Here is a 21246-nt window from a genome sequence, read left to right as displayed (position 1 = left end):
CGGCGCGGGGGTGACCTACTTGATGCCCAGCAGCTCCACGTCAAACACCAACGTTGCATTGGGCGGGATCACGCCACCGGCGCCACGCTCGCCATAGGCGATGGCGCTCGGGCAAGTGAGCTTGGCCTTGCCCCCCAGCTTCATGCGCTGCACGCCCTCGGTCCAGCAGGGGATCACGCGGTTGAGCGGGAACTCGATCGGCGTGCCTCGCGAGTAGGAGCTGTCGAACTCCTTGCCGTCCGGGAAGGTGCCCTTGTAGTGCACTTTCACGGTGTCGGTCGCGCCGGGGCTGGCGCCATTGCCGTCCTTGAGCGAGCGGTAGACCAGTCCGGTCTTGGTGACCACGGCACCGGCCTCTTTGGCGGCGGTGTCCAACACGGCGTTTTGCGCCAGGGTTGGCAGGGCAAACAGGCTGCTCGCCAGTGCGGCGGAACAAATCAGCAAACGTTTCATGATTCAGGTTCTCAGATGGACGAAACAAGGGAATCGGTGCGCGCGGCTTCGGCAGGCGGGCCCACATGCGCCTGAGCCATCGCCCACACCTCGCGCGGCGGCAGGGGTTTCAGGCGGTGGTCGCTCCAGACCTGGCGCCACTTGCGCGCACCGTGCAGACCGTGGCGCAAGCCCAGCATGTGGCTGGCGATGGAATACCAGTTCACGCCGTCCTCGGCGTGGGCACGCTCCATGTAGTCCACCATGGCCAGTTCCACCGCTTCGCGCGTGGGCATTTCAAGCGAAAGGTCGCCATAGAAACGGGCATCCCAGTCCACCATCAACCAGGGGTTGTGGTACGCCTCGCGACCGATCATGGCACCGTCCACCTGCACCAGGTGTTCGGCGATCTGCGCGTTGGTGGTGATGCCGCCGTTGACCGCGATGGTGAGGTGCGGGAAGTCGCGTTTGAGCTGGTAGGCCAGTTCGTAACGCAGCGGCGGGATTTCGCGGTTCTCTTTCGGCGAGAGGCCCTGAAGCCAGGCATTGCGCGCGTGCACCAGGAAGGTCGTGCAGCCGCCCTCGGCCACCGTGCCCACGAAGTCGCGCACAAAGTCGTAACTCTCCACCTTGTCGATGCCGATGCGGTGCTTGACCGTGACCGGGATGTCCACGACATCCACCATGGCCTTCACGCCGTCGCGCACCAGTTCGGCTTCGCCCATCAGGCAAGCGCCGAAGGCCCCACGCAACACGCGCTCGCTCGGGCAACCGCAGTTCAGGTTGATTTCGTCGTAGCCGCGTGCCTGGCCCAGCTTCGCGCACTGCGCCAGGTCGGCCGGCTCGCTGCCGCCCAGCTGCAGGGCCACAGGGTGTTCCTCACCATTGAAATGCAGGTGTTGGGCCGCGTTGCCGTGGATCAGCGCACCGGTGGTCACCATCTCGGTGTACAGCAGCGTGTGGCGGGTCAGCAGACGGTGGAAAAAACGGCAATGGCGATCTGTCCACCCCATCATGGGTGCGACAGACAGGCGCCAGAAAGAGGAGGCAGACCCCGACGGGACATCGGACACCAGAGAACCAGAAGACAACATGCCAAGATTATCCCAGCACCCCCGTTCAACAAGGGTGAGACCGTCGACGGGAATCCGCTGACCACAGGCCTGCAGCGGCGACCCAGGCCGGGTGCCACAAAAAAAACCGCCGAGCACCCCGCAGTGTGTGCGGCATGCTCGGCGGCTCGGTCATGGACGACCGTCAGTCAACGCTCAAGGCTTGAACGAGTACTGCAGGCCGATGCCCACGTAGTTCAGCGCTTTCCAGTCCTTGCCGGTGCTGGTGCTCTTCTTGACGTAGTGGTCGAAGTCACCACGCAGCGCCAGGTTGTTGCTCAGGTTGTACGTCACACCCAGACCCACGGTCGGGCGGGTTTGCGCCGAACCGGCCGTGTCTTGCGGGTGATCCACGCGCGCGACACCCAGCTTGGCGAACACGCGGGCTGCCTCGCCGATGTCCTGGCCCACGGTGGCGCGCAGGCCCAGCGTGCGAGCCTGGGACTCGAAACCGTTTTCGTAGTTCAGGCGCTTGCCAGCCTGCACAAAGGCTTCAGCGCCCCACAGCTTGTTGAACTGGTAGCCGGCACCGGCCTGCAAGGCCAGCTTCGAGTCGTGGTCATCGTGCTGGGCAATGCCGTTGACGGCGTCGTTGCCGATCAGATCGCGCTGGGCACCCAGGGTGCCGAACACGTACGGGAAGGCGACCACGGCAGGCTTGGCCATCGGCGCTGGCGCAGGAGCGGCTACCACCGGAGCCGGAGCCATCACCACGGGTGCGGGTGCCACGGCGACCGGCGCCACAGGAGCGGCAGCCTTGGGCGCAGGAGCCGGCACGCCGCGTGGGAACATGCCAGAGAAGTTGTTGTCGCAGTCGCGCATGGTCACGCGCACGATCTTGCCGCTCTTGTCCTTGTAGGCATTGATCGGCATGGACGCGCTGTACGGAATCCAGCGACCCTGCAGCGCCTTGCTCACGCCGCCACGGCCGAAGGCGTGCGGAGCGCCCTTGTCACAGGCGCCGAGGTTGTATTCGGCACCCAGATCCTTGAGGGTCATGCCGGTCACCGTGGCTTCGCCGGCGCGGCGCTTGGGCGCCATGCGGGTGGAGGGGGTGTAGAACTTGGCGGAACCGTCAAGCACAGCGGCATCACAAGCTTCAGCGGTGGTGTAGCCCACATTGCCGTCAGCGTCTTTGATGACGTTGGTCTGTGCTGCAACGGTCGTTGCTGCAGCGGCCAACATCGTGGCGAATGCGATGCTTCGTAGGTTGAAAGTCATTGAAAAAACTCCAAAAAAACAAAAAAAGCCATCGGACAGACACCGGAACCGTCCAAAGAACCATCGGATGGCTCCCTGTCGAGTATTGCGGTCCCGTTCGCCCGATCCATGTGAAGAAATGAAAAAAGCGTTTTCCTCACCATACGTCGAGGAACCAGCCACACATCGGTGTGACGCAGTTCCTGTGCACGATGGCGCATTACACACCAAGCCCGCTGTCAAATTAGGAGATTTACCTACAACGACCGATTTGCAACACAAATAGAGAATCAAAAAGTAAAAAGCCCCGCGGATGCGGGGCTTTCAAGGAGGCAAAGGCCTGTCACCCCATGTGCAGACCACCGTTGACAGAAAAGTCCGCACCAGTGGCGTAACCGCCCTCTTCGCTGGCCAGCCAGGCGATGATGGAAGCAATTTCGCTCGGCTTGCCAAGGCGTTTGACCGGCACGGTGGCCACGATCTTTTCGAGCACGTCGGGACGGATCGCGTTGACCATGTCGGTGCCAATGTAGCCCGGGCTCACGGTGTTGACCGTCACGCCCTTGGTGGCCAGCTCCTGCGCCAGCGCCATCGAGAAACCGTGCATGCCGGCCTTGGCAGCCGAGTAGTTGGTCTGACCGGCCTGACCCTTCTCGCCGTTGACCGACGAGATGTTGACGATGCGGCCCCAGCCCTTTTCCACCATGTCGGGCACGACCTGCTTGGTCACGTTGAACATGGAGTTCAGGTTGGTTTCGATCACGGCGGACCAGTCTTCGCGGGACATCTTCAGGAACATGCGGTCCTTGGTGATGCCTGCGTTGTTGACCAGCACATCGATGCTGCCGTGTTCGGCCTTGGTCTTGGTGAAGGCTTCCACGGTGGAGTCCCAGTCACCCACATTGCCCACCGACGCGTAGAACGTGTAGCCCAAGGCCTTCTGCTCGTCGATCCACTTCTGGTGGTCGCGCGTCGGACCGCAGCCAGCAATGACCTTGAAGCCCTCCTTGTGCAGGCGCTGGCAGATGGCGGTGCCGATGCCGCCCATGCCGCCGGTGACATACGCAACTTTTTGATTCATGTTGTTTGCTCCTCTAGGTGTTGCCGAATGGCATTAAAAAACTTGTTGTGGCAACGCGGTGACCTCACCCAAGGTGCGGTGGAACCGGCCTCGCCGGGCCATTCGCCCCGCCCCCTTGAGAGGGGGTGACGCCACAGGCGGCGCAGGAGTGGGTCACCGTTCGACGGCAAGGGACACACCCATGCCGCCGCCGATGCACAGCGCCGCCAGGCCCTTCTTGGCACCGCTGCGCTGCATCTCGTGCAGCAGCGTCACCAGGATGCGACAGCCGGACGCCCCGATCGGGTGGCCAATGGCGATGGCGCCACCGTTGACGTTGACCTTGGCGGGATCGATGTCCAACGCCTTGTTGACGGCACAAGCCTGAGCCGCGAACGCTTCATTGAGCTCGAACAGGTCCACCTCCGACGCCTTCCAGCCCGCGCGGGCCAAGGCCTTCTGGGAGGCGGGCACCGGACCCATGCCCATGGTGGCCGGGTCGAGGCCGCTGGTGCCAAAGGCGGCGATGCGCGCCAGTGGTGTCAGTCCCAGGGCGGCGGCTTTCTTGGCGGTCATCACCATCACCGCAGCGGCGCCGTCGTTGATGCCTGATGCATTGCCAGCGGTCACCGAACCGGCCTTGTCGAAGGCAGGTCGCAGACCCGCCAGCACTTCGGCGGTGGTCTTGGCGTTGATGAACTCGTCGCTGTTGAACAGCACCGGGTCGCCCTTGCGCTGCGGAATGCTCACGCCAACGATCTCGTCCTTGAACTTGCCGGCGGCCTGTGCAGCAGCGGCCTTCGACTGGCTGCCGGCGGCCAGCGCATCCTGCATCTCGCGCGTGATGTTGTGGGCCTTGGCCACGTTCTCGGCGGTGATGCCCATGTGGTACTGGTTGTACACGTCCCACAAGCCATCCACGATCATGGTGTCGGTCATCTTCCAGTCGCCCATGCGCTGGCCGTCGCGGCTGCCGTTGAGCACGTGCGGGCTGGCGCTCATGTTCTCCTGGCCGCCAGCGATCACGATCTCGCTGTCGCCCCAGGCCACGGCCTGCGCGGCCAACATCACGGCCTTCAGGCCCGAGCCACAGACGGCGTTGATGGTGAGTGCAGGCGTTTCCTTGGCCACACCGGCCTTCATCATGGCCTGGCGGGCAGGATTCTGGCCCACGCCCGCAGCCAGCACCTGGCCCATGATCACCTCACCAATGGCATCGACCGGCAGGCCGGTGCGCTCCAGCAGCGCCTTGATGACGATGCTACCGAGCTCGGTGGCCGGAGTCTTGGCGAGCGAGCCGCCGAATTTGCCCACGCCCGTGCGGGCGGCTGAAACGATGACGATGTCTTCCATGCAGGTGTCTCCTCAGGGGTCAAAAAAAAGTCACAAAAAGATCAGGCTTTGGCTTTGACGTAGCGGCCCGGAGCCGGCTCGATGGCGGCGTAGGTCTTGCCTTTGCCGTAGGTCTTGGGCGCAGCAATCTGCTTGCCAGCCAATGGCTTGAGCCAGGCGGCCCAGTCGGTCCACCAACTGCCCTTGTGTTCGGTGGCATCGGCGATCCAGTCGTTCACGTCGGCCGGGAACTTGTTGGCGTTGCTCACCCAATGGCTGCGCTTGCCCGCGGCGGGCGGGTTGATCACACCGGCGATGTGGCCGGAGGCGCCCATGACGAAACGCTTCTTGCCCGGGAACACCTGGGTGCTCGCGTAGGCGCCGCCGATGGGCACGATGTGGTCTTCGCGCGAGCCGTAGATGTAGACCGGCAGCTTGACCAGGCGGAAGTCGATCTTCTCGCCGCAGACGGTGGTCTTGCCAGGCTTCACCAGGTTGTTTTCCAGGTAGGTCTGGCGCAGGTACCAGGCGTAGTAAGGGCCGGGCAGGTTGGTGGCGTCCGAGTTCCAGTACAGCAGGTCGAACGGTGGCGGCGACTCGCCTTTCAGGTAGTTGCCTACCACGTAGTTCCACACCAGGTCGTTCGGACGCAGGAAGCTGAAGGTGGTGGCGAGGTCGCGCCCGGGCATCAGGCCGCCCTGGGCGAACTGCATCTCGCGCATCTTCACGAAGGGCTCGTCGATGAACACGTCGAGGATGCCGGTGTCGGTGAAGTCGATCAGCGTGGTGAGGAAGGTGGCGCTGTTCACGGGCTCTTCACCGCGCGCGGCCAGCACGGCCAGCGCGTTGCTGAGCATGGTGCCGCCGACGCAGAAGCCCAGCGCGTTGATGGTCTCGGCCCCGGTGATGTCCTGCGTGACGCCGATCGCTTTGATCACCGCGTCTTCGATGTAGTCATCCCAGCTCTTGCCCGACATCGACTCGTCGGGGTTGCGCCAGCTCACCACAAAGGTGCGGTGGCCCTGCTCCACGCAGTAGCGGATCAGCGAGTTGGCAGGCTGCAGGTCGAGGATGTAGAACTTGTTGATGCAGGGCGGCACCAGCAGGAAGGGGCGCTCATAGACCTTGGCCGTCAGCGGCTTGTATTCGATCAGCTGAAACAGCTCGTTCTCGAACACCACGGCGCCTTCGGTGGTGGCCACATTCTTGCCCACCTCGAACACGCTCTCGTCCGTCATGGACACGTGACCCTGCTTCATGTCGTGCAGCAGGTTGGCCACGCCCTTGGCGATGCTTTCACCCTGGGTATCGATGGCCTTCTTCTGGGCTTCGGCGTTGAAGGCGAGGAAGTTGCTCGGTGCGCTGGCGTCGATCCACTGCTGCACCGCAAAGCGCACGCGCGTCTTGGTCTTGGCATCACCTTCCACCGCATCGGCCAGGGCCATCAGCGTGCGGGCATTGAGCAGGTAGGCCGCTGCCGAGAACGCGGCCACGGGGTTGCTCGCCCAGGCCTCGCCTGCGAAGCGGCGGTCACCCTGCGGCTGGTGGTCCAGGCCGTGGTTCCAGAGCCCCGCCACGTCCTTGAGGTAGGTGTTCTGGATTTCGAGCAGCTTGGCGGGATCGAAGCTGACCTTCTGGCCCGCCGCGGTGTTGAACATGTCGCCCATGCCAGGCATGCCCATGGTGCCACCGGCCTGCGGCATCGCCATGCCAAACGGGTTGGCGGCGCCGGCTTGCGGCATGAAGACCTTGAACGCGGCGAACGGATCGCCCGAGCCCTGAGGTGCCTGCGCCACCGCACCTGGAAAAGCCTGGGCGGCCTGTGTCCACTGGTTGATGAGATTTTGTTGAAACTGCTGCGCTGCCTCAAGCCAAGGCTGAGGAGCGTTTTTCCCAGATGTCATGCTTGTCTCCAATGGTATTGACCAGCGGCTTATTATCGGTTCCCCTGGGGGAGAGGTTCCGGGTTTTCCCTAGTGTCTGTCTGGCTGCTTCCAGCAAGCTGACAACTTCTTTCCCGCTGTGCAAGGAACGCTGTGTATCTGGTTGTGATCGGTTGGCTGTACGTGGTGATGATGATGGCGGTGGCCGAAGCGTCGAACACGACGGGCACCGTGCTCGGAGCCATTGTGACCTTCTTTTTGTACGGTTTGCTTCCGGTCGCATTGGTGGTTTACCTGATGCGTGCACCCCAGCGCCGAAAAGAGATCAAGGCACGTGAAGCGGTTGAGGACCAGGCCCGCCGTGCCGGCGCAGCCGAAACGACCGCGCCACCCGATTCAGCCCAGCCAGATGCAGGCGGCCATGCGGCCGGTGCTGCCCAGGCGGACGGCATCGCGGCGGTGCGAAAAGAACCTTGAAGCCTGCGAGACGGTGCACCATGGCGGTGTGCCATCGTTGCCCGACACCTGGGTGATGCCCAGCGCCTGCAGGCGCAGCCGGGCCAGGGCCTGCAGGTTCGCCCTGTATTTCCCAGGCGCTGACGACGGGGTGAAACAGGCTGCGGCGATGGCGTGCTTCGAGACAAACGCCTCGCGCACTTCCGGCCCCACTTCAAACGCTTCGGGGCCAATGCACGGGCCGAGCCAGACCAGGGTGTTCGCCGCCACGCTGTCGTGGCGGGCCGCCGGGTCCGTTCGTTGAACGGCGTGCACGAACGCATCGAACGTCGCCTCCAGCACGCCCTGCCCTGCGGGCGCTGCACCCTCGCCCGCCAGCCCGCGCCAGCCGGCATGGGATGCCGCCACCGCCGTGCCCGCCGTGTTCGTGAACAGCACCGGCAAACAATCCGCCACCATGATGGTGCAAGCCACGCCCGGGCGTGTGCTCAGGCAGGCATCGGCCTCCGTGCCATCGGCGGTGTCGGCATCCAGCTCCGCCACCGCCACGCCGTGCACCTGCGCCAGGAACACGGGGCGCACACCGGTCGCGCCGCGCAACCGCGTGCGGTTGGCCGCCACGGCCACCGGATCGTCGCGGACATGGTCGCCCAGATTGAAGCTGTCAAACGGCGCCTGCGACACACCGCCCGAGCGCGTGGTGAACAGCGCATGCACCCGGGCCGGTGCCGGCCAGTCGGGCACAAGCCAGTCTTGCGGAATGGCCGTCAAGGTTCGTTGTCCGGGCAGGCCGACGGTTGCGCCTGCTGGAACGCGGGCAAGGCCATGCAGGCGTCGAAGGCCGCCATGGTGCGCGGCAGGCCGTCGAGCGGTGTGTTGAAGCGCTGGCCGTTGAAGATCTGAGGCACCAGGCAGCAGTCGGCCAGGGTGGGCGTGTCGCCGTGGCAGAAGCGCGAAGCCGGCAGCTGGGCGAGCTGACGCTCGAACGCCTCGAGACCTGTGCGCACCCAGTGGCGGTACCAGGTGTTCTTCGCCTCTTCGTCCACCTTCAGCTCCCTGGACAGGTACTTCAGCACGCGCAGGTTGTTGATCGGATGGATCTCACAGGCGATCGACTGCGCCAGTGCCCGCACGCGCGCGCGGCCGATGGCGTCGCGTGGCACCAGCGCGGGCTCGGGATGCATCTCGTCCAGGTACTCGATGATGGCCATCGATTGCGAGAGCCGCGTGCCGTCGTCCAGCTCCAGCAACGGCACCAGCTGGTCGGCCGACACGTCACCGTAGGCGGCCAGCTTGTGCTCACCCTTGGCCAGGTGCACCGACACGTAGTCGTACGACAGGCCCTTGAGCGCGAGCGCGATGCGCACGCGGAACGAGGCCGAGGAACGGAAGTAGTTGTAGAGCTTCATGGTGGCGAAGGATAAACCGGACCGCCCGGCAGGAGCCAAGCGGGCGGCAAAGCCCCACCGGGCCCTTGCCCAGTCAAAACCGTTGGCACACACGCATGCCAAACAAAACGCCCCGAAGGGCGTTCTCACCCACCGATGCGCGGCACGACCGTCACCGGTCAGCGCTTGGGGGCTTGGGTGTCCCTGGGCGCTGGATCCAGCGCGACGCGGGTGCGCCCAGGCGAACTCAGCGTGCCGGGACGATCACCAGGGTGTCGCCGGTGGTGGTGGCACCACGAGGACCTTTGCTTCCGGTGGCGCCTGTGGCACCGGTGTAGCCGGTGGCGCCGGTGTCTCCGGTGGCCCCGGTTCCGCCCGTGGCGCCGGTGTAGCCGGTCGCGCCGGTGGCCCCGGTGTCACCCGTGGCGCCGGTCCCGCCGGTCGCACCGGTGTAGCCCGTGGCACCTTGGGCCCCGGCACCGCCGGTGGCGCCGGTGTAGCCGGTCGTGCCGGTGGCACCCGTGGCACCGGTCGCGCCCGTCGGGCCTGCCGGGCCGGGCGGCAGCGAGAAGCAGGCGGAGAGGGCCACGGCGGTGGTGGCGATGGCGATGAGTTTGAACGAATGCATGGTGATTCCTTGGGTCGCTGACAAAGAACCCCCGCATCCTGTCGGTGGTTCCTGCAGAGTCGATCAGCTTCTGGCACAGGCTTTGAGCGTTGGCTGATCAGGCCTCGCCCCGGTAAGGGCGGTTCTGCGGCCGTGTGGCCGGCATCCCCGCTTGACGCGAGCTTGCGCGGTTTTCTCGCGCGTGTCGGTGTGCCAGCGCACACCGGGCGCGTGGGCCACCCGTGGCTCAGGAGATCGGGTGTTGAGGCGCCGGGGTGAGAGAAGCTCTCTTCAGGCGGGCGCAGGCAACAGCGCAGCCAGGGCAGCCGCCACCGCAGGCACGATGCAGACCGCGTTGCTGGCGTGGGGAATGCAGTCGGTGCTCCAGATCTGACTGGCACCGGCCTCGCGGATCAGCTGCACGGCACCGGCGGCGAACAGCGCGTGCGTCACCGCCACGTCCACCGACGCCGCCCCGGCCGCTTTCAACAGCCGCGCGGCCTGCGCCACCGTGTGACCCGAGCTGGCCACATCGTCCATCAGCACCACCGCCCGTCCGGCGACGGGAAGGCCGGGCAGTTCGATGTCCACATGGCGGTCGCCGTGGCGCGTCTTGCGGCACACACCACTTTGCCAGCCGTGGCGCTGCGCGGCCTGCGCCACCCACTGCAACGACTCTTCGTCGGGTCCGATCAGCAACACGTCCTGCCGCCGGCTGGCGATGAAGTCGGCGAGCAGCGGCGCGCCGCTGAGTACCACGGCGTCTTTCACCGGCACCGCCTCTTCCAGCGTGGCCACCCGGTGCAGGTGCGGGTCCACCGTGATCACGGCGTCGAACAGCGTGGCGAGGCAGGCGCCCAGCACACGCTGGCTCACCACCTCGCCGGGGTTGAACGCGATGTCCTGCCGCATGTAGGCGAGGTACGGCGCCACCAGCGTGAGGTGCTGCGCGCCAAGCTGCCGCGCGGTGGGCGCCACGAGCAGCAGTTCCACGATCTTTTCATTGGGTTGGTGCAGGCCACGCCAGATCACGACGCGCGGCGGCAGCGCCTCGGGCAGGCGCAGGCGCAGCTCACCGTCGGGGAAACGGTGGCGCTCGATGACGGCGAACGACAGGCCCGCCGCAATGGCTGCAGCCTGGGCGATGGCTTGCTCATCGTCAAAACACAACAGGCAGCCCGCGGACAACGGGGGGGTGGAAGACATCACATCAAAACTCCACAAAAACCTGCGGCACCTGCCCGGCTTCACCGAGGGTGTAGCCGCTGGCCCGCAGCGTCGCTTGGCGGGCGAACTCCAGATCGGCCGGGTAGCTGGCATGCACGCGGTACAGCACCTCACCCTCGGCCACGGCATCCCCCAGCTTGGCGCACAGGTCCACGCCCGCCCCCTGGACCTTGGGCGCCCCGGCCAGGCGGGCGATCTGCGCGATCTGCAGGTTGTCGATGCCAGTGACCACGCCCGCCCGCGGCGCGGTCAGCTCCAGCGTGAGCGCGCCCAGTGCCGGATGATGGTGGTCGAAACCGCGCGCGCCCTGCGCCGTGATGATGGCCTGCATCTGCGCCAGCGCGCGGCCCGAATCGAGGATGTCGCGCGCGATGCGAAAGCCGTCGCCGCCGCGCACATCGGGGCTGCATTCGATGAGGCGGCCCGCCAGTCGCAGCGACTTCTGGCGCAGGTCGTTGGGGGCATCGGGGTGGTTCTCCAGCACCTGCATCACGTCGCGCGCCTCCAGCACCGGGCCGACGCCGCACCCCACGGGCTGGCGGCCGTCGGTGATGACCACGTCCAGCGACAGGTGCAGGCGCTGCGCCACGTATTCGAAGAGCCGGCGCAGGCGCTGCGCCTCGGGCATGGAGCGCACCTTGGCGGTGGGGCCGATGGGAATGTCAAGCACCAGGTGGGTGGCGCCGGCCGCGATCTTCTTGGACAGGATGGACGCCACCATCTGCCCGGGCGAGTCGATGTTCAGCGGCCGTTCGACCGAGATCAGCACGTCGTCGGCCGGCGAGAGGTTGGCCGTGCCACCCCAGGCCAGGCAGCCTTTGAGCGAGTGCACGATGCCGGTGAGCTGCTCGAACGGCAGCTCCACATTGGCCAACACCTCCATGGTGTCGGCCGTGCCCGCGGGCGAGGTGATGGCGCGCGACGAGGTCTTGGGGAACACCAGCCCGTAGGCCGCGACGATGGGCACCACCAGCATGGACGTGCGGTTGCCGGGAATGCCGCCGATGCAGTGTTTGTCCACCACCAGCGGCTCGTGCCAGTCCAGCTTGCGGCCGCTGGCGACCATGGCTTCGGTGAGGAAAAACACCTCTTCGCGGTCCAGCTCGCTGCGGTTGCTGGCGACCACGAAAGCGGTGAGCTCGATCTTGGAATACCGGTGCTCGGCGATGTCGCGCACGATGGCGTGGAAGTCATCCCGTGTGAGGCGTTCGCCATTGATCTTGCGAAACAGCGCCGGGATGGACTCGGCCGGCTCGGCCTGCGACACCGACGCCGGGTGGCCGTCGGGCACTTCCAGCTGGGCAAAAGCGTCTTCCGACACGCCGAGCTGGTTGCAACCGACGATCGATTCATCGTCCACCACGTTCAGCGTGGCCAGGATGCGCTTGCCGTTGGCGCGCACCTCCACCTTGGACAGCGCCTGAAATCCCTCAGCCCGGTAGACCGCGCAGTCGCGGTGCAGGTAGGCCACGTTCTCGTGGTAGGTGTCGATGGCCACGCGGCGCAGCACGAGGCTGCCGCGGTCGCTTGTCTCTTGTTCTGGTTGAGCACTCATGTCGGCACGATACACCGCAAAAACACCAACCAAACCACGCGCGACGCTCCCCATCCAGAAACACCGCGGAACTCGCTTCGCCAGGCCGCAGGTGTTGCCCCCTGCAAGGGGGTGACGGCCCGCAGGGCCGGCGCAGGGGGAGCCGTGTTCAGCCCACCACCAGCCGCATCCCGGGCATGAACCGCTCGGACTCGGCGCGCCGCTCCAGCGCCAGGCGCATGTTCATCTGCGCCACCTCGGTGTGCTCCACACCGAGCGCCTGCGCGCGCGCGCCCTCGCCCCGGCGCAGCGCGTCGAACAGCATGTGGTGCTGACGGTGGGCGTAGAGCATCCAGTCGCGGTCCAGCGCCACCGTGCCCTGCATGGGCAACATGGCGGACGCCGGAGCGAACGGCAGCTTGTCGTTGAGCGCCACGGCGCGCTGCAGCGCGCGGTTGCCACAGGCGGCAAGGATCAGCGCGTGGAAACGGTCGTTCATGGCCGCGTAGGCGGCGTAGCTCTCGATCGTGAGCGGGTTGTCGGCCAGCAGCCGGTCGCCCTCGTCCAGGCAGGCCTGCAGATCGCCCTGCAGCTGGCGAGACACGCCGTGCTCGGCGACCAGCCGCGCCGCCATGCCTTCCAGGTGGCCGCGCACCGCGATCGCGTCGGTGACCTCCCGGGCGGTGAACTGGCGCACCAGGTACTTGCCGGTGTCGTTGGCCTCAACCAGCCCTTCCTGCTCCAGCGTCACCAGCGCGGCGCGCACCGGCGTGCGCGAAGCGCCCAGGCGCTCGGCCAGTTGTTGCTCCGCCAGCCGCTGGCCGGGCGCGAACTCGCCGCTCAGGATCAGGTCGCGCAGTTGCATCAAAACGGTTTCTTGCAGGCTCATGCCGCAAACTGTACACTGAATCCACAAAACGGGATACCGTTTAACCAACACCCACCGTACAGCCACAGGAGCCTCCGCATGAAAGCCGAACTGAACCAGCGCATCACCCAGGTCGGGCCGGGCACACCGGGCGGCGAACTGCTGCGCCGCTACTGGCAGCCGGTGGCGCTGCTCGACGAGTTCAACCCGGCACTCGATCCGGCGATGGCCGTGCGCCCGGTGAAAGCGGTGCGCGTGCTGGGGCAGGACTTTGTCTTGTTCAGGAACGCAGAAGGCGCCTTCGGCCTGCTCGACCGCGACTGCCCGCACCGTGGCGCCGACCTGGCCTTCGGCCGCAACGAGGGCGACGGCCTGCGCTGCCCTTTCCACGGCTGGAAGTTCGACGTGAGCGGCCAGTGCACCGAAACCCCGGCCGAACCCGCGGGCAGCACGCTGTGCACCCGCGTCAAGCAACGCAGCTACCCACTGATCGAAAAAGCCGGTGCGCTGTTCGGCTGGTTCGGCCCCGAAGGCAGCACGCCACCGCCCTTCCCCGCGCTCGACTGCTTTGAAGCGCCGTCCACGCACAGCTTCGTGTTCAAGGGCCTGTGGCACTGCAACTGGCTGCAGGCGTTCGAGGTCGGCATCGACCCGGCCCACGCTTCGTACCTGCACCGCTTCTTCCACGACGCCTCGCTCGACGACAGCTACGGCAAGCAGTTCCGCGGCGCCAGCGTGGGCGAGGTGGGCGGCGAGCGCTGGCCCATGACCAAGGTGATGCGCGAATTCGGCCAGCCTGAGATCAGCTTCACCCAGCAGCCCTATGGCCTGCAATTGACCGCGCTGCGCCCCATGACCGACGCACTCACCCACGTGCGCATCACCAACGCGGTGTTCCCGCAGACCTTCGTGATCCCGCTCTCCGAGACCATGACGATCACGCAGATGCACGTGCCGGTGGACGACACGCGCAATCACTGGTTTGCCTTCTTCACCAGTTTCGACCAACCGGTGGACAAGGACACCATGCGCAACCAGCGCCTGGCCGCCGTCACCCTGCCCGACTACATCCCCAAGTCCGGCCGCCACAACCAGTGGGGCTTCAACGCCGAAGAGCAGCAGAACCGCACCTACCTCGGCATGGGCGAGGACGACATCAACGTGCACGACCAGTGGGCCTGCGAGAGCATGGGCGCCATCCAGGACCGCACGCGGGAGCACCTGGGCACCACCGACAAAGTGATCATGGCGAACCGGCGCATGTTGTTGCAGGCCATGGACACGGTCGAACAAGGTGGCACAGCGCCCGGCATCGCCGACCCCGCACAACACGCCAGCATCACCGGCCCCGACACGGTGGACGGCATTGCCCCCGCCGACGGCTGGCCCGCCTGGTGGCAGGACGCCGTGCGCAGCAAGCGCGAAAGCGCGCCCTGGCACAACACCGCCGCCACAGCCACGGCCAACGACACGGTGGCCGCGACATGACGCACTTCGCCCAACGCTGCGACGTGCACGACGCCGAGCGGGAAGCCGCTTGCCGGCAGACCGCCCAACTCATCGAGGCCAGCGGTGTGAAACGCGTGCGCATGGGCTGGTGCGACGTGCACGGCATGCTGCGTGGCAAGACGCTGATGGCGTCGGCGGCGATCCACGCGCTGCGCCACGGCGTGGGCATGGTGGGCACGATGATGCTCAAGGACAGTGCCGACCGCACGGCGTGGAAGGTGTTCGAGTCCGGCGGCGCGGCCGACCTGCCCGGCTTTGAAGGGGCCGCCAACCTGGTGCTGCTGCCCGACCCGGCCAGCTTCACGCTCCTGCCCTGGAGCGCCGGCACGGGCTGGCTGCGCTGCCAGCCGTGGTTCCAGGACGCCACGCCCGTGTCCATCGACAGCCGCCGCGTGTTGCAGCAGGCGCTGGACAAACTGGGCACCACCGGCTTCGGTCTCAAGACCGGCCTGGAGGTCGAGTTCCACATCTACCGCATCACCGACACCAACCCGCAGCTCGATCCCGAACTCGCCGGCTGGCCTGGCCTGCCGCCGAGCGTGGAGATGATCCACCCCGGCTACAACCTGCAGTCCGAGGCCATGATGGACATGGTCGACGAACCGATGCGCATCGTCATGGACACGGCGCAGGCGCTCGGCCTGCCCCTGCAGTCGCTCGAAATCGAGCTCGGCCCCAGCCAGGTGGAGGCGGTGTTCGACGCCACCGACGCGATGACGGCCGCCGACCAGATGGTGCTGTTCCGCAACGGCGTGCGCCAGGCGCTGCGCCGCGCGGGTTATCACGCCACGTTCATGTGCCGCCCGCCCTTCCCGAACATCATGTCCAGCGGCTGGCACCTGCACCAGTCGCTGGTGGAGCGCGGCACCGGGCTCAACGCCTTCGCGCGCGCCAGCGCCGAACCCGGCCGCACGCGGGCGGACGCGCGCCACGCGCTGTCGGACGCCGGCGCCCACTGGCTGGCCGGGCTGCTGGCGCACGCCGAAGGCATGACCGCCTTGTGCACGCCCACGGTCAACGGCTACGGCCGCTTCCGGCCCAACGCGCTCGCACCACAAAGCATCCTCTGGGGTCAGGACAACCGCGGCGCCATGCTGCGTGTGGTCGGTGGGCCGGGCGATGGCGCCACGCGCATCGAAAACCGCATCGGCGAGCCCGCCGCCAACCCCTACCTGTACATCGCCTCGCAGATCCACGCCGGGCTCGACGGCCTGCTGCGCGGACTGGAGCCGCCCGCCGCATCGGACACGCCCTACGCCGGCGAACACCCCAGAATACCCACGACGCTGGGCGACGCACTGGCCGCCCTTCGCGCCGATGCGGCGCTCAACGAAGGCCTGGGCGGCGACGTGGTGCACCATTTCTGCCGCATCAAACAGTCCGAGATCAACCGCCACGCCGACGCCAAGGACAGCACCGACTTCGAGCGCCGCGAATACTTCAGCCGCACCTGATCAACCACCCCCACGAGACCATGATCCAGATCCGATTCATCCGCGCCGACGGCACGGAGCAGACCATCCAGACCGCACCGGGCCAGAGCCTCATGAAAGCGGCCGTGGACGCCGATGTCAAGGGCATCGACGCCGACTGCGGCGGTTCGCTCACCTGCGCGACCTGCCACGTGATGCTGGACGAGCCCTGGATCGGTCGGCTGCCACCCGCCATTCCCGACGAGCGCGACATGCTGGACTTCGCGGCCAGCCCGGTGGAGCCCGGCAGCCGCCTGAGTTGCCAGATTCAGCTCACGCCCGCGCTCGACGGGCTGGTGGTCCGGCTGCCGGCCAGCCAGTACTGAGCCCAGACCTCCAGCCCCCCCGCCAGCCCTGCCTGCCTATACTGACCGCCCGCCCCACCCCGCGCCAGAAAGGACTTCATGAGCTTCGTTTTCACCCCACCGCCCGTCGTCTCCGTGCCCGTGGTCGGACGTGCCGAACGCTTTCCGGTGCACCGCATCTATTGCGTCGGCCGCAACTACGAAGAGCATGCCAAGGAGATGGGGTTCACCGGCCGCGAGCCGCCGTTTTTCTTCCTCAAGCCGGCCGACGCCATCGTGGTCGCCGACCCTGGCAAGACCGCCGTCATCCCCTACCCCAGCCTCACCTCCAACCTGCACCACGAGATCGAGCTGGTCGTGGCGATGGGCAAAGGCGGTCGTGGCATCAAGGCCGAAGACGCCGCAAGCCACATCTTCGGCTACGCCGTGGGCCTGGACATGACCCGCCGCGACCTGCAGACCGAGATGAAGAAGCAGGGCCGCCCCTGGTGCATCGGCAAGGGTTACGACCAGTCGGCCCCCATCGGCCCGATCACGCCCGCGGCCGAGGCCGGCGACATCGCCAACGCGGCCATCTGGGTGCAGGTCAACGGCAGCGACCGCCAGCGCAGCAACGTCGCCAAGCTGATCTGGAACATCGCCGAGACCATCGAACACCTGTCCAACGCCTGGGAACTGCAGCCCGGCGACCTGATCTACACCGGCACGCCCGAAGGCGTGGCGGCGGTGGTCAAGGGCGACACCATGACCGGTGGCGTCGACGGGCTGAGTGGCATCACGGTCAAGGTGGCCTGAAGCCGGGCCCGACCCCCATCAGCACCCACTTATAATTTCGCATGGGTGAATGCATTTCACAAAAATAAATCACGAAATGGACATTCACGTCCGCCCTTCGCGGGTTTGACCCGAAGCGCCCCTGCGGCGCCAGGCTTTAACTTCGTCGGGTTGACACCCTCGTTTTCCTCTTTTGATTGACCGAACCCAGGAGACCTTTTCCATGATCCAACGCAGAACCCTGCTCCAGTCCGGCGCCGCCGTGGCCTTCGGCGCCCCCGCCCTGGTGGGCCTGGCCCAGCAGAGCGTCACGCTCAAGTTCCACACCTTCATGGCCCCGCAGTCCAACGTGTGGCTCAACATGCACAAGGCGTGGATGGACAAGGTCACCAAGGACTCGGACGGCCGCATCAAGTTCGAGGCCTACCCCGCCATGCAGCTGGGCGGCACGCCCGTGCAGCTGTTCGACCAGGCCCGCGACGGCGTGGTGGACATCGTCTGGACCCTGCCGGGCAACACGCCCGGCCGCTTCCCGCGCATCGAGGTGTTCGAGCTGCCGTTCATGATGAACAACGCCGAAGCCACCTCGAAAGCCTTCTGGGAATACACCCAGACCGCCGCCAAGGACGAGTTCAAGGACGTGCAGGTGCTGGCGCTCCAGGTGCATGGCCCGGGCATGTTCCACATGCGCAACAAGCAGGTCAAGACCGCCGCCGACCTCGTCGGCTCCAAGGTGCGGGGCCCCACGCGCCAGATCACGAAAATGCTGAGCTACCTCGGCGCTTCGCCGGTGGGCATGCCCCTGCCGCAGATCCCCGACGCGCTGTCCAAAGGCGTGATCGACGGCTGCGTGATCCCCTGGGAAGTGGTGCCCTCGGTCAAGGTGCACGAGCTGACCAAGTTCCACAGCGAGTTCGACCCCGCTGGCGGTGCGCTCTACACGACCACGTTCGTGATGGCGATGAACAAGGCCAAATACGCCTCGCTGCCGCCCGACCTGAAGGCCATCATCGACAAGAATTCCGGCCTGGAGACCTCGGCCTGGCTGGGCAAGGTGCAGCAGACCGGCGACATCGCCGGCCGCGAATCGGCTGTCAAACAGGGCAACTCGATCTACACCATCCCCGCCGCCGAAGCGCAGGAGTTCAAGCGCAAGGCCCGCCTGGTGGAGGTGGAGTGGATGCAGGACATGGACAAGCGCGGCTTCAACGGCAAGCAGCTGCTGGAGACGGCCAAGGGCCTGATCGAGAAGCACGGCAAGGTGGCCGCAGCGGCGCCTGCGGCGCCCGCCAAAACGGCGGCGCCGGCCAAGAAGGGCTGATCACCGGAGACCCTGTCTCCACCCCCACCGACCAAGGGCTCCTCACGGGGCCCTTGGTCATTTCCCCCTACACTTTGCCGCATGCAACGCAGCCCCATTCAGCACTGCCGCCAATGCGGCGCGAGCGTCACCTACCGGCTTCCCGACGACGGCGACACCAAACCCCGCGCGATCTGCACCGTGTGCCACACCGTGCACTACGAGAACCCGCTCAATGTGGTGGGCACGGTGCCGGTGTGGGGCGAGACCGGCGAACAGGTGCTGCTCTGCCTGCGCAACATCGAGCCGCGCAAGGGCAAATGGACCCTGCCGGCCGGCTTCATGGAGCTGGGCGAAACCACCGCCGAGGGCGCGCACCGCGAGACCATCGAAGAAGCGGGGGCGCAGATCGAACTCGGCGAGCTGTTCACCCTGATGAACGTGGCTCGCGTCGGCCAGTTGCACATGTACTACCGGGCCCGCCTGCTCAGCGACCACTTTGATCCCGGTTTTGAAACCATCGAGGCTCGGCTCTTCACCGAAGACCAGATTCCCTGGGACGAGATCGCGTTCCGCACGGTGCGCGAAACGCTGGAGTGCTATTTCGCCGACCGCCGCCGCGGGCGGTTCGGGTTCCACACCATCGACATCGCCTGAGCGCCCGCCGCCGCCCCGGTCAGCGCGCGGCGGCGGCGAACCGAACCACTCCGCCAGGGCTTCCCGTCCCACACCCCACCGTGCAGACCATCCTGGATCCGAAATGGCATCTGTTCGCGAAAGTCGCCGAACTGGGCAGCCTGTCGCGCGCCTCTGCGGCGCTGGACATGCCCCCGTCGGTGGTCAGCCGGCACATTGCCCAGCTCGAAGAGGAGTCCGGCAGCCGCCTGTTCCGGCGCACGGGTCGCGGGGTGGTGCTGACCGAACTCGGCGAGCGGATCTACCCCCGCATCAAGGCCATGATCCTGGCGAGCGAGCAGCTGGCCGACGACATCCGCGCCAGCCGGGGCGTTCCGATGGGCGAGGTGCGTCTGGGCTTGCTGCCGTCGACCGTGGCGATTCTCGCGGGGCCGCTCTTCGCTGAAGCCAAACAGCGGTTTCCCGAGGTGCAGCTGCACATCACCGAAGGTTCCAGCGCGCAGCTCGAAGAGTGGCTCAAGGAGGGACGCCTGGACCTCTCGCTGTTGCTGCGAGAGGAAAACACCGCCCACCCGGACGAGCCCGTTCTGACCACGTTGCCGCTCTCGCTGATCGTTCCGGCGGCCCACCCGCTCGCGTCTCGCCAGACCATCAGCTTCAACGAGGTCCTGGCGCTTGCGCTGGTGTTGCCGTCCAACCCCCACCCGATGCGCTCGCGGCTGGAAGGCCTGGCGCGGCAGCGGGATGCGTCGCTCCAGATGGCGGCGGAGGCCGACTCCATCCACCTCCAGCACGAGATCGTGGCGCACGGCGGCGGGTTCGCCATCACCGCGGGCCAGCTGAGCGCACCCCAGCGCGAACGCCTGACCACCCTGCACATCGTCGACCCCGTGCTTTCGCGCTCGGTGGTGCTCGGCACCACCCTTCACCGGCCCTCCACCCACGCGCTGCGCGAGGTGTCCAGGCTGATCCAGGAAGTGGCGCCTGCCTTGCTGAATTCGTAAGACACGGCAGCTCGGCCAACCGGATTCCGGACAGCTGCTTTCGCGTTCCGGGGCTCCCTCGCAGCACGGTTGATCCCTAGCATGCACTCCCATCAACAGGAGACATGCCTTGGGAATCACCCACCACCTTGCGGCCACCGGTGTGCCGCCGACCCTCTTCATCTCCGACGCCGACGTCGAACAACTCGCGGACTGGGCCTCGGCGGTTCAGGCGCTGCGCCAGGCCTACGCCAGCGACGTCGACCCTGCCATGTTGCCTCCGCGCTCGATGGCCCGGGGCAACGGCCTGTGGCTGCGGGCGCTCACCGCCGTGTCACCCTCGGGTGGCCACCTGGGCTGCAAGCTGATCTCGGCGTCGATGACACACCGCCGGGCCAGCTACCTCATCTCGCTCTTTGACCAGACCACGATGGGCCTGACCGCCCTCATCGACGGCAACCGGATCACGGGCATCCGCACCGCCGCCACGGCCGCGGTCGCGGTCGACACGGCGGCGCCCCGGCGGCCGCTGCGCGTGGCCGTGATCGGCTCGGGCTTCGAGGCCCGCGGGTTGCTGCTGGCCCTGGCCTCGGTCCGCGCGCTGGCGGCTGTCCAGGTCTTCAGCCCCACGCCCGCCAGTCGCGAGCGCTTCGCCGCCGACATGCACAGCCAGACCTCTCTGGAGGTGGTGCCGGTGGCCTCCGCACAGGACGCTGTGCAGGGCGCCGACGTGGTCCTGTGCGCCGCGCGCAGCCGCGACGAGTCGCCCGTGCTGCGGGGTGAGTGGCTGGAGCCTGGCATGACGGTGGTGTCCATTGGCTCCACCCTGCCCGAACAGCGTGAGGTGGACGAACAGGTGCTGGCGCGGGCCCACCTCATCGTCGCCGACATGGTCGAGGAGGTCGCGCACGACACCGGCGACCTGCTGGCCGCGCGCCGGGCCGATGTCGATGTGTCGTCCAAGCTGGTCTCGCTCAGCGACTTCGTGTCGGGCAAGGCGGTTCGCCAGAACGCCGCCGACATCGTGGTCTACAAGTCCGTCGGCTCCGCCTTGCAGGACGTCGTCACCGCCGAAATGCTGCTGGCCCGCGCCCGCGAACAGGGCGTCGGCACACCGCTCGCCCACAGCATCGTCCCCGTTTCCAAGTAACCCTCTCCCGCCTCCACA

At 66.7% G+C, this 21246-nt stretch carries 21 protein-coding genes; 9 read left to right on the top strand and 12 right to left on the bottom strand.

The annotated features are described in order from the left end of the window. Nucleotides 1–15 precede the first annotated feature (15 nt). The 6 genes from IM738_RS06480 to phaC form a co-directional block, all read right to left on the bottom strand. The gene (locus tag IM738_RS06480) at nucleotides 16–453 is read right to left on the bottom strand and encodes an FKBP-type peptidyl-prolyl cis-trans isomerase (RefSeq protein ID WP_236965067.1); all 438 of its coding nucleotides are present in this window, start codon (nucleotides 451–453) and stop codon (nucleotides 16–18) included. A gap of 11 nt (nucleotides 454–464) precedes the next feature. Beyond that, entirely contained in the window at nucleotides 465–1526 is a 1062-nt protein-coding gene (gene dusA, locus IM738_RS06475; RefSeq protein ID WP_236965066.1) for a tRNA dihydrouridine(20/20a) synthase DusA, read from the bottom strand. Between the two features lie 174 nt (nucleotides 1527–1700). Then, nucleotides 1701–2765: an outer membrane beta-barrel protein gene (locus IM738_RS06470; protein ID WP_236965065.1), complete on the bottom strand. Its 1065-nt coding sequence runs from the start codon at nucleotides 2763–2765 to the stop codon at nucleotides 1701–1703. Nucleotides 2766–3087: 322 nt separating this feature from the next. Further along, entirely contained in the window at nucleotides 3088–3825 is a 738-nt protein-coding gene (phbB, locus tag IM738_RS06465) for an acetoacetyl-CoA reductase (protein WP_236965064.1), read from the bottom strand. Between the two features lie 153 nt (nucleotides 3826–3978). Next, on the bottom strand, nucleotides 3979–5157 hold the full coding sequence (locus IM738_RS06460; RefSeq protein WP_236965063.1) for an acetyl-CoA C-acetyltransferase: 1179 nt from the start codon (nucleotides 5155–5157) through the stop codon (nucleotides 3979–3981). A 41-nt stretch (nucleotides 5158–5198) separates the two neighbouring features. Further along, nucleotides 5199–7040, bottom strand: coding sequence for a class I poly(R)-hydroxyalkanoic acid synthase (phaC, locus tag IM738_RS06455; protein ID WP_442908491.1), 1842 nt, complete (start codon nucleotides 7038–7040; stop codon nucleotides 5199–5201). Nucleotides 7041–7172: 132 nt separating this feature from the next. On the opposite strand from phaC, the gene IM738_RS06450 reads away from it, so the two are divergent. Then, nucleotides 7173–7496 carry a hypothetical protein gene (locus IM738_RS06450; protein WP_236965062.1) on the top strand — a complete coding sequence of 108 codons (324 nt, stop codon included), beginning with the start codon at nucleotides 7173–7175 and terminating at the stop codon, nucleotides 7494–7496. Here IM738_RS06450 and pgeF read toward each other — a convergent pair. The 6 genes from pgeF to IM738_RS06420 form a co-directional block, all read right to left on the bottom strand. Then, nucleotides 7416–8246 carry a peptidoglycan editing factor PgeF gene (gene pgeF, locus IM738_RS06445; RefSeq protein WP_442908490.1) on the bottom strand — a complete coding sequence of 277 codons (831 nt, stop codon included), beginning with the start codon at nucleotides 8244–8246 and terminating at the stop codon, nucleotides 7416–7418. The two genes, IM738_RS06450 and pgeF, sit on opposite strands and share 81 nt — an antisense overlap. Continuing rightward, complete coding sequence (maiA, locus tag IM738_RS06440; RefSeq protein WP_236965061.1) at nucleotides 8243–8884, bottom strand: maleylacetoacetate isomerase; 642 nt, start codon at nucleotides 8882–8884, stop codon at nucleotides 8243–8245. Before maiA ends, pgeF begins: the two co-directional genes overlap by 4 nt. A gap of 226 nt (nucleotides 8885–9110) precedes the next feature. Then, a complete protein-coding gene (locus IM738_RS06435) occupies nucleotides 9111–9491 on the bottom strand; it encodes a hypothetical protein (protein WP_236965060.1) in 381 nt (126 codons plus the stop codon). 270 nt (nucleotides 9492–9761) lie between these two features. Next, nucleotides 9762–10676 (bottom strand): ribose-phosphate diphosphokinase, encoded by a 915-nt coding sequence (locus IM738_RS06430; RefSeq protein WP_236965059.1) that lies wholly within the window; start codon nucleotides 10674–10676, stop codon nucleotides 9762–9764. A 4-nt stretch (nucleotides 10677–10680) separates the two neighbouring features. Beyond that, nucleotides 10681–12252: a thymidine phosphorylase family protein gene (locus IM738_RS06425; protein WP_236965058.1), complete on the bottom strand. Its 1572-nt coding sequence runs from the start codon at nucleotides 12250–12252 to the stop codon at nucleotides 10681–10683. Nucleotides 12253–12400: 148 nt separating this feature from the next. After that, nucleotides 12401–13120 carry a GntR family transcriptional regulator gene (locus IM738_RS06420; protein WP_236965057.1) on the bottom strand — a complete coding sequence of 240 codons (720 nt, stop codon included), beginning with the start codon at nucleotides 13118–13120 and terminating at the stop codon, nucleotides 12401–12403. Between the two features lie 78 nt (nucleotides 13121–13198). On the opposite strand from IM738_RS06420, the gene IM738_RS06415 reads away from it, so the two are divergent. The 8 genes from IM738_RS06415 to IM738_RS06380 all read left to right on the top strand — a co-directional run bounded on the left by IM738_RS06415 (nucleotide 13199) and on the right by IM738_RS06380 (nucleotide 21228). Further along, on the top strand, nucleotides 13199–14587 hold the full coding sequence (locus IM738_RS06415) for an aromatic ring-hydroxylating dioxygenase subunit alpha (protein WP_236965056.1): 1389 nt from the start codon (nucleotides 13199–13201) through the stop codon (nucleotides 14585–14587). Next, a complete protein-coding gene (locus IM738_RS06410; RefSeq protein WP_236965055.1) occupies nucleotides 14584–16062 on the top strand; it encodes a glutamine synthetase family protein in 1479 nt (492 codons plus the stop codon). Before IM738_RS06415 ends, IM738_RS06410 begins: the two co-directional genes overlap by 4 nt. A gap of 20 nt (nucleotides 16063–16082) precedes the next feature. Beyond that, a complete protein-coding gene (locus tag IM738_RS06405) occupies nucleotides 16083–16406 on the top strand; it encodes a 2Fe-2S iron-sulfur cluster-binding protein (protein WP_236965054.1) in 324 nt (107 codons plus the stop codon). Between the two features lie 78 nt (nucleotides 16407–16484). Then, nucleotides 16485–17180, top strand: a complete 696-nt coding sequence (locus tag IM738_RS06400; RefSeq protein WP_236965053.1) for a fumarylacetoacetate hydrolase family protein — start codon at nucleotides 16485–16487, stop codon at nucleotides 17178–17180. Nucleotides 17181–17382: 202 nt separating this feature from the next. Beyond that, nucleotides 17383–18480 carry a TRAP transporter substrate-binding protein gene (locus IM738_RS06395; RefSeq protein ID WP_236965052.1) on the top strand — a complete coding sequence of 366 codons (1098 nt, stop codon included), beginning with the start codon at nucleotides 17383–17385 and terminating at the stop codon, nucleotides 18478–18480. 81 nt (nucleotides 18481–18561) lie between these two features. Then, nucleotides 18562–19116 (top strand): NUDIX hydrolase, encoded by a 555-nt coding sequence (locus tag IM738_RS06390; protein ID WP_236965051.1) that lies wholly within the window; start codon nucleotides 18562–18564, stop codon nucleotides 19114–19116. A gap of 80 nt (nucleotides 19117–19196) precedes the next feature. Beyond that, on the top strand, nucleotides 19197–20099 hold the full coding sequence (locus tag IM738_RS06385) for a LysR family transcriptional regulator (RefSeq protein ID WP_236965050.1): 903 nt from the start codon (nucleotides 19197–19199) through the stop codon (nucleotides 20097–20099). 109 nt (nucleotides 20100–20208) lie between these two features. Then, nucleotides 20209–21228 (top strand): ornithine cyclodeaminase family protein, encoded by a 1020-nt coding sequence (locus IM738_RS06380; protein ID WP_236965049.1) that lies wholly within the window; start codon nucleotides 20209–20211, stop codon nucleotides 21226–21228. Nucleotides 21229–21246: the final 18 nt, after the last annotated feature.

Source organism: Hydrogenophaga sp. SL48, from assembly GCF_021729865.1.
Lineage (GTDB): Bacteria > Pseudomonadota > Gammaproteobacteria > Burkholderiales > Burkholderiaceae_C > Hydrogenophaga.
Note: the sequence above shows the minus strand (reverse complement) of the source record. Positions and strands in the feature narration are given on the sequence as shown.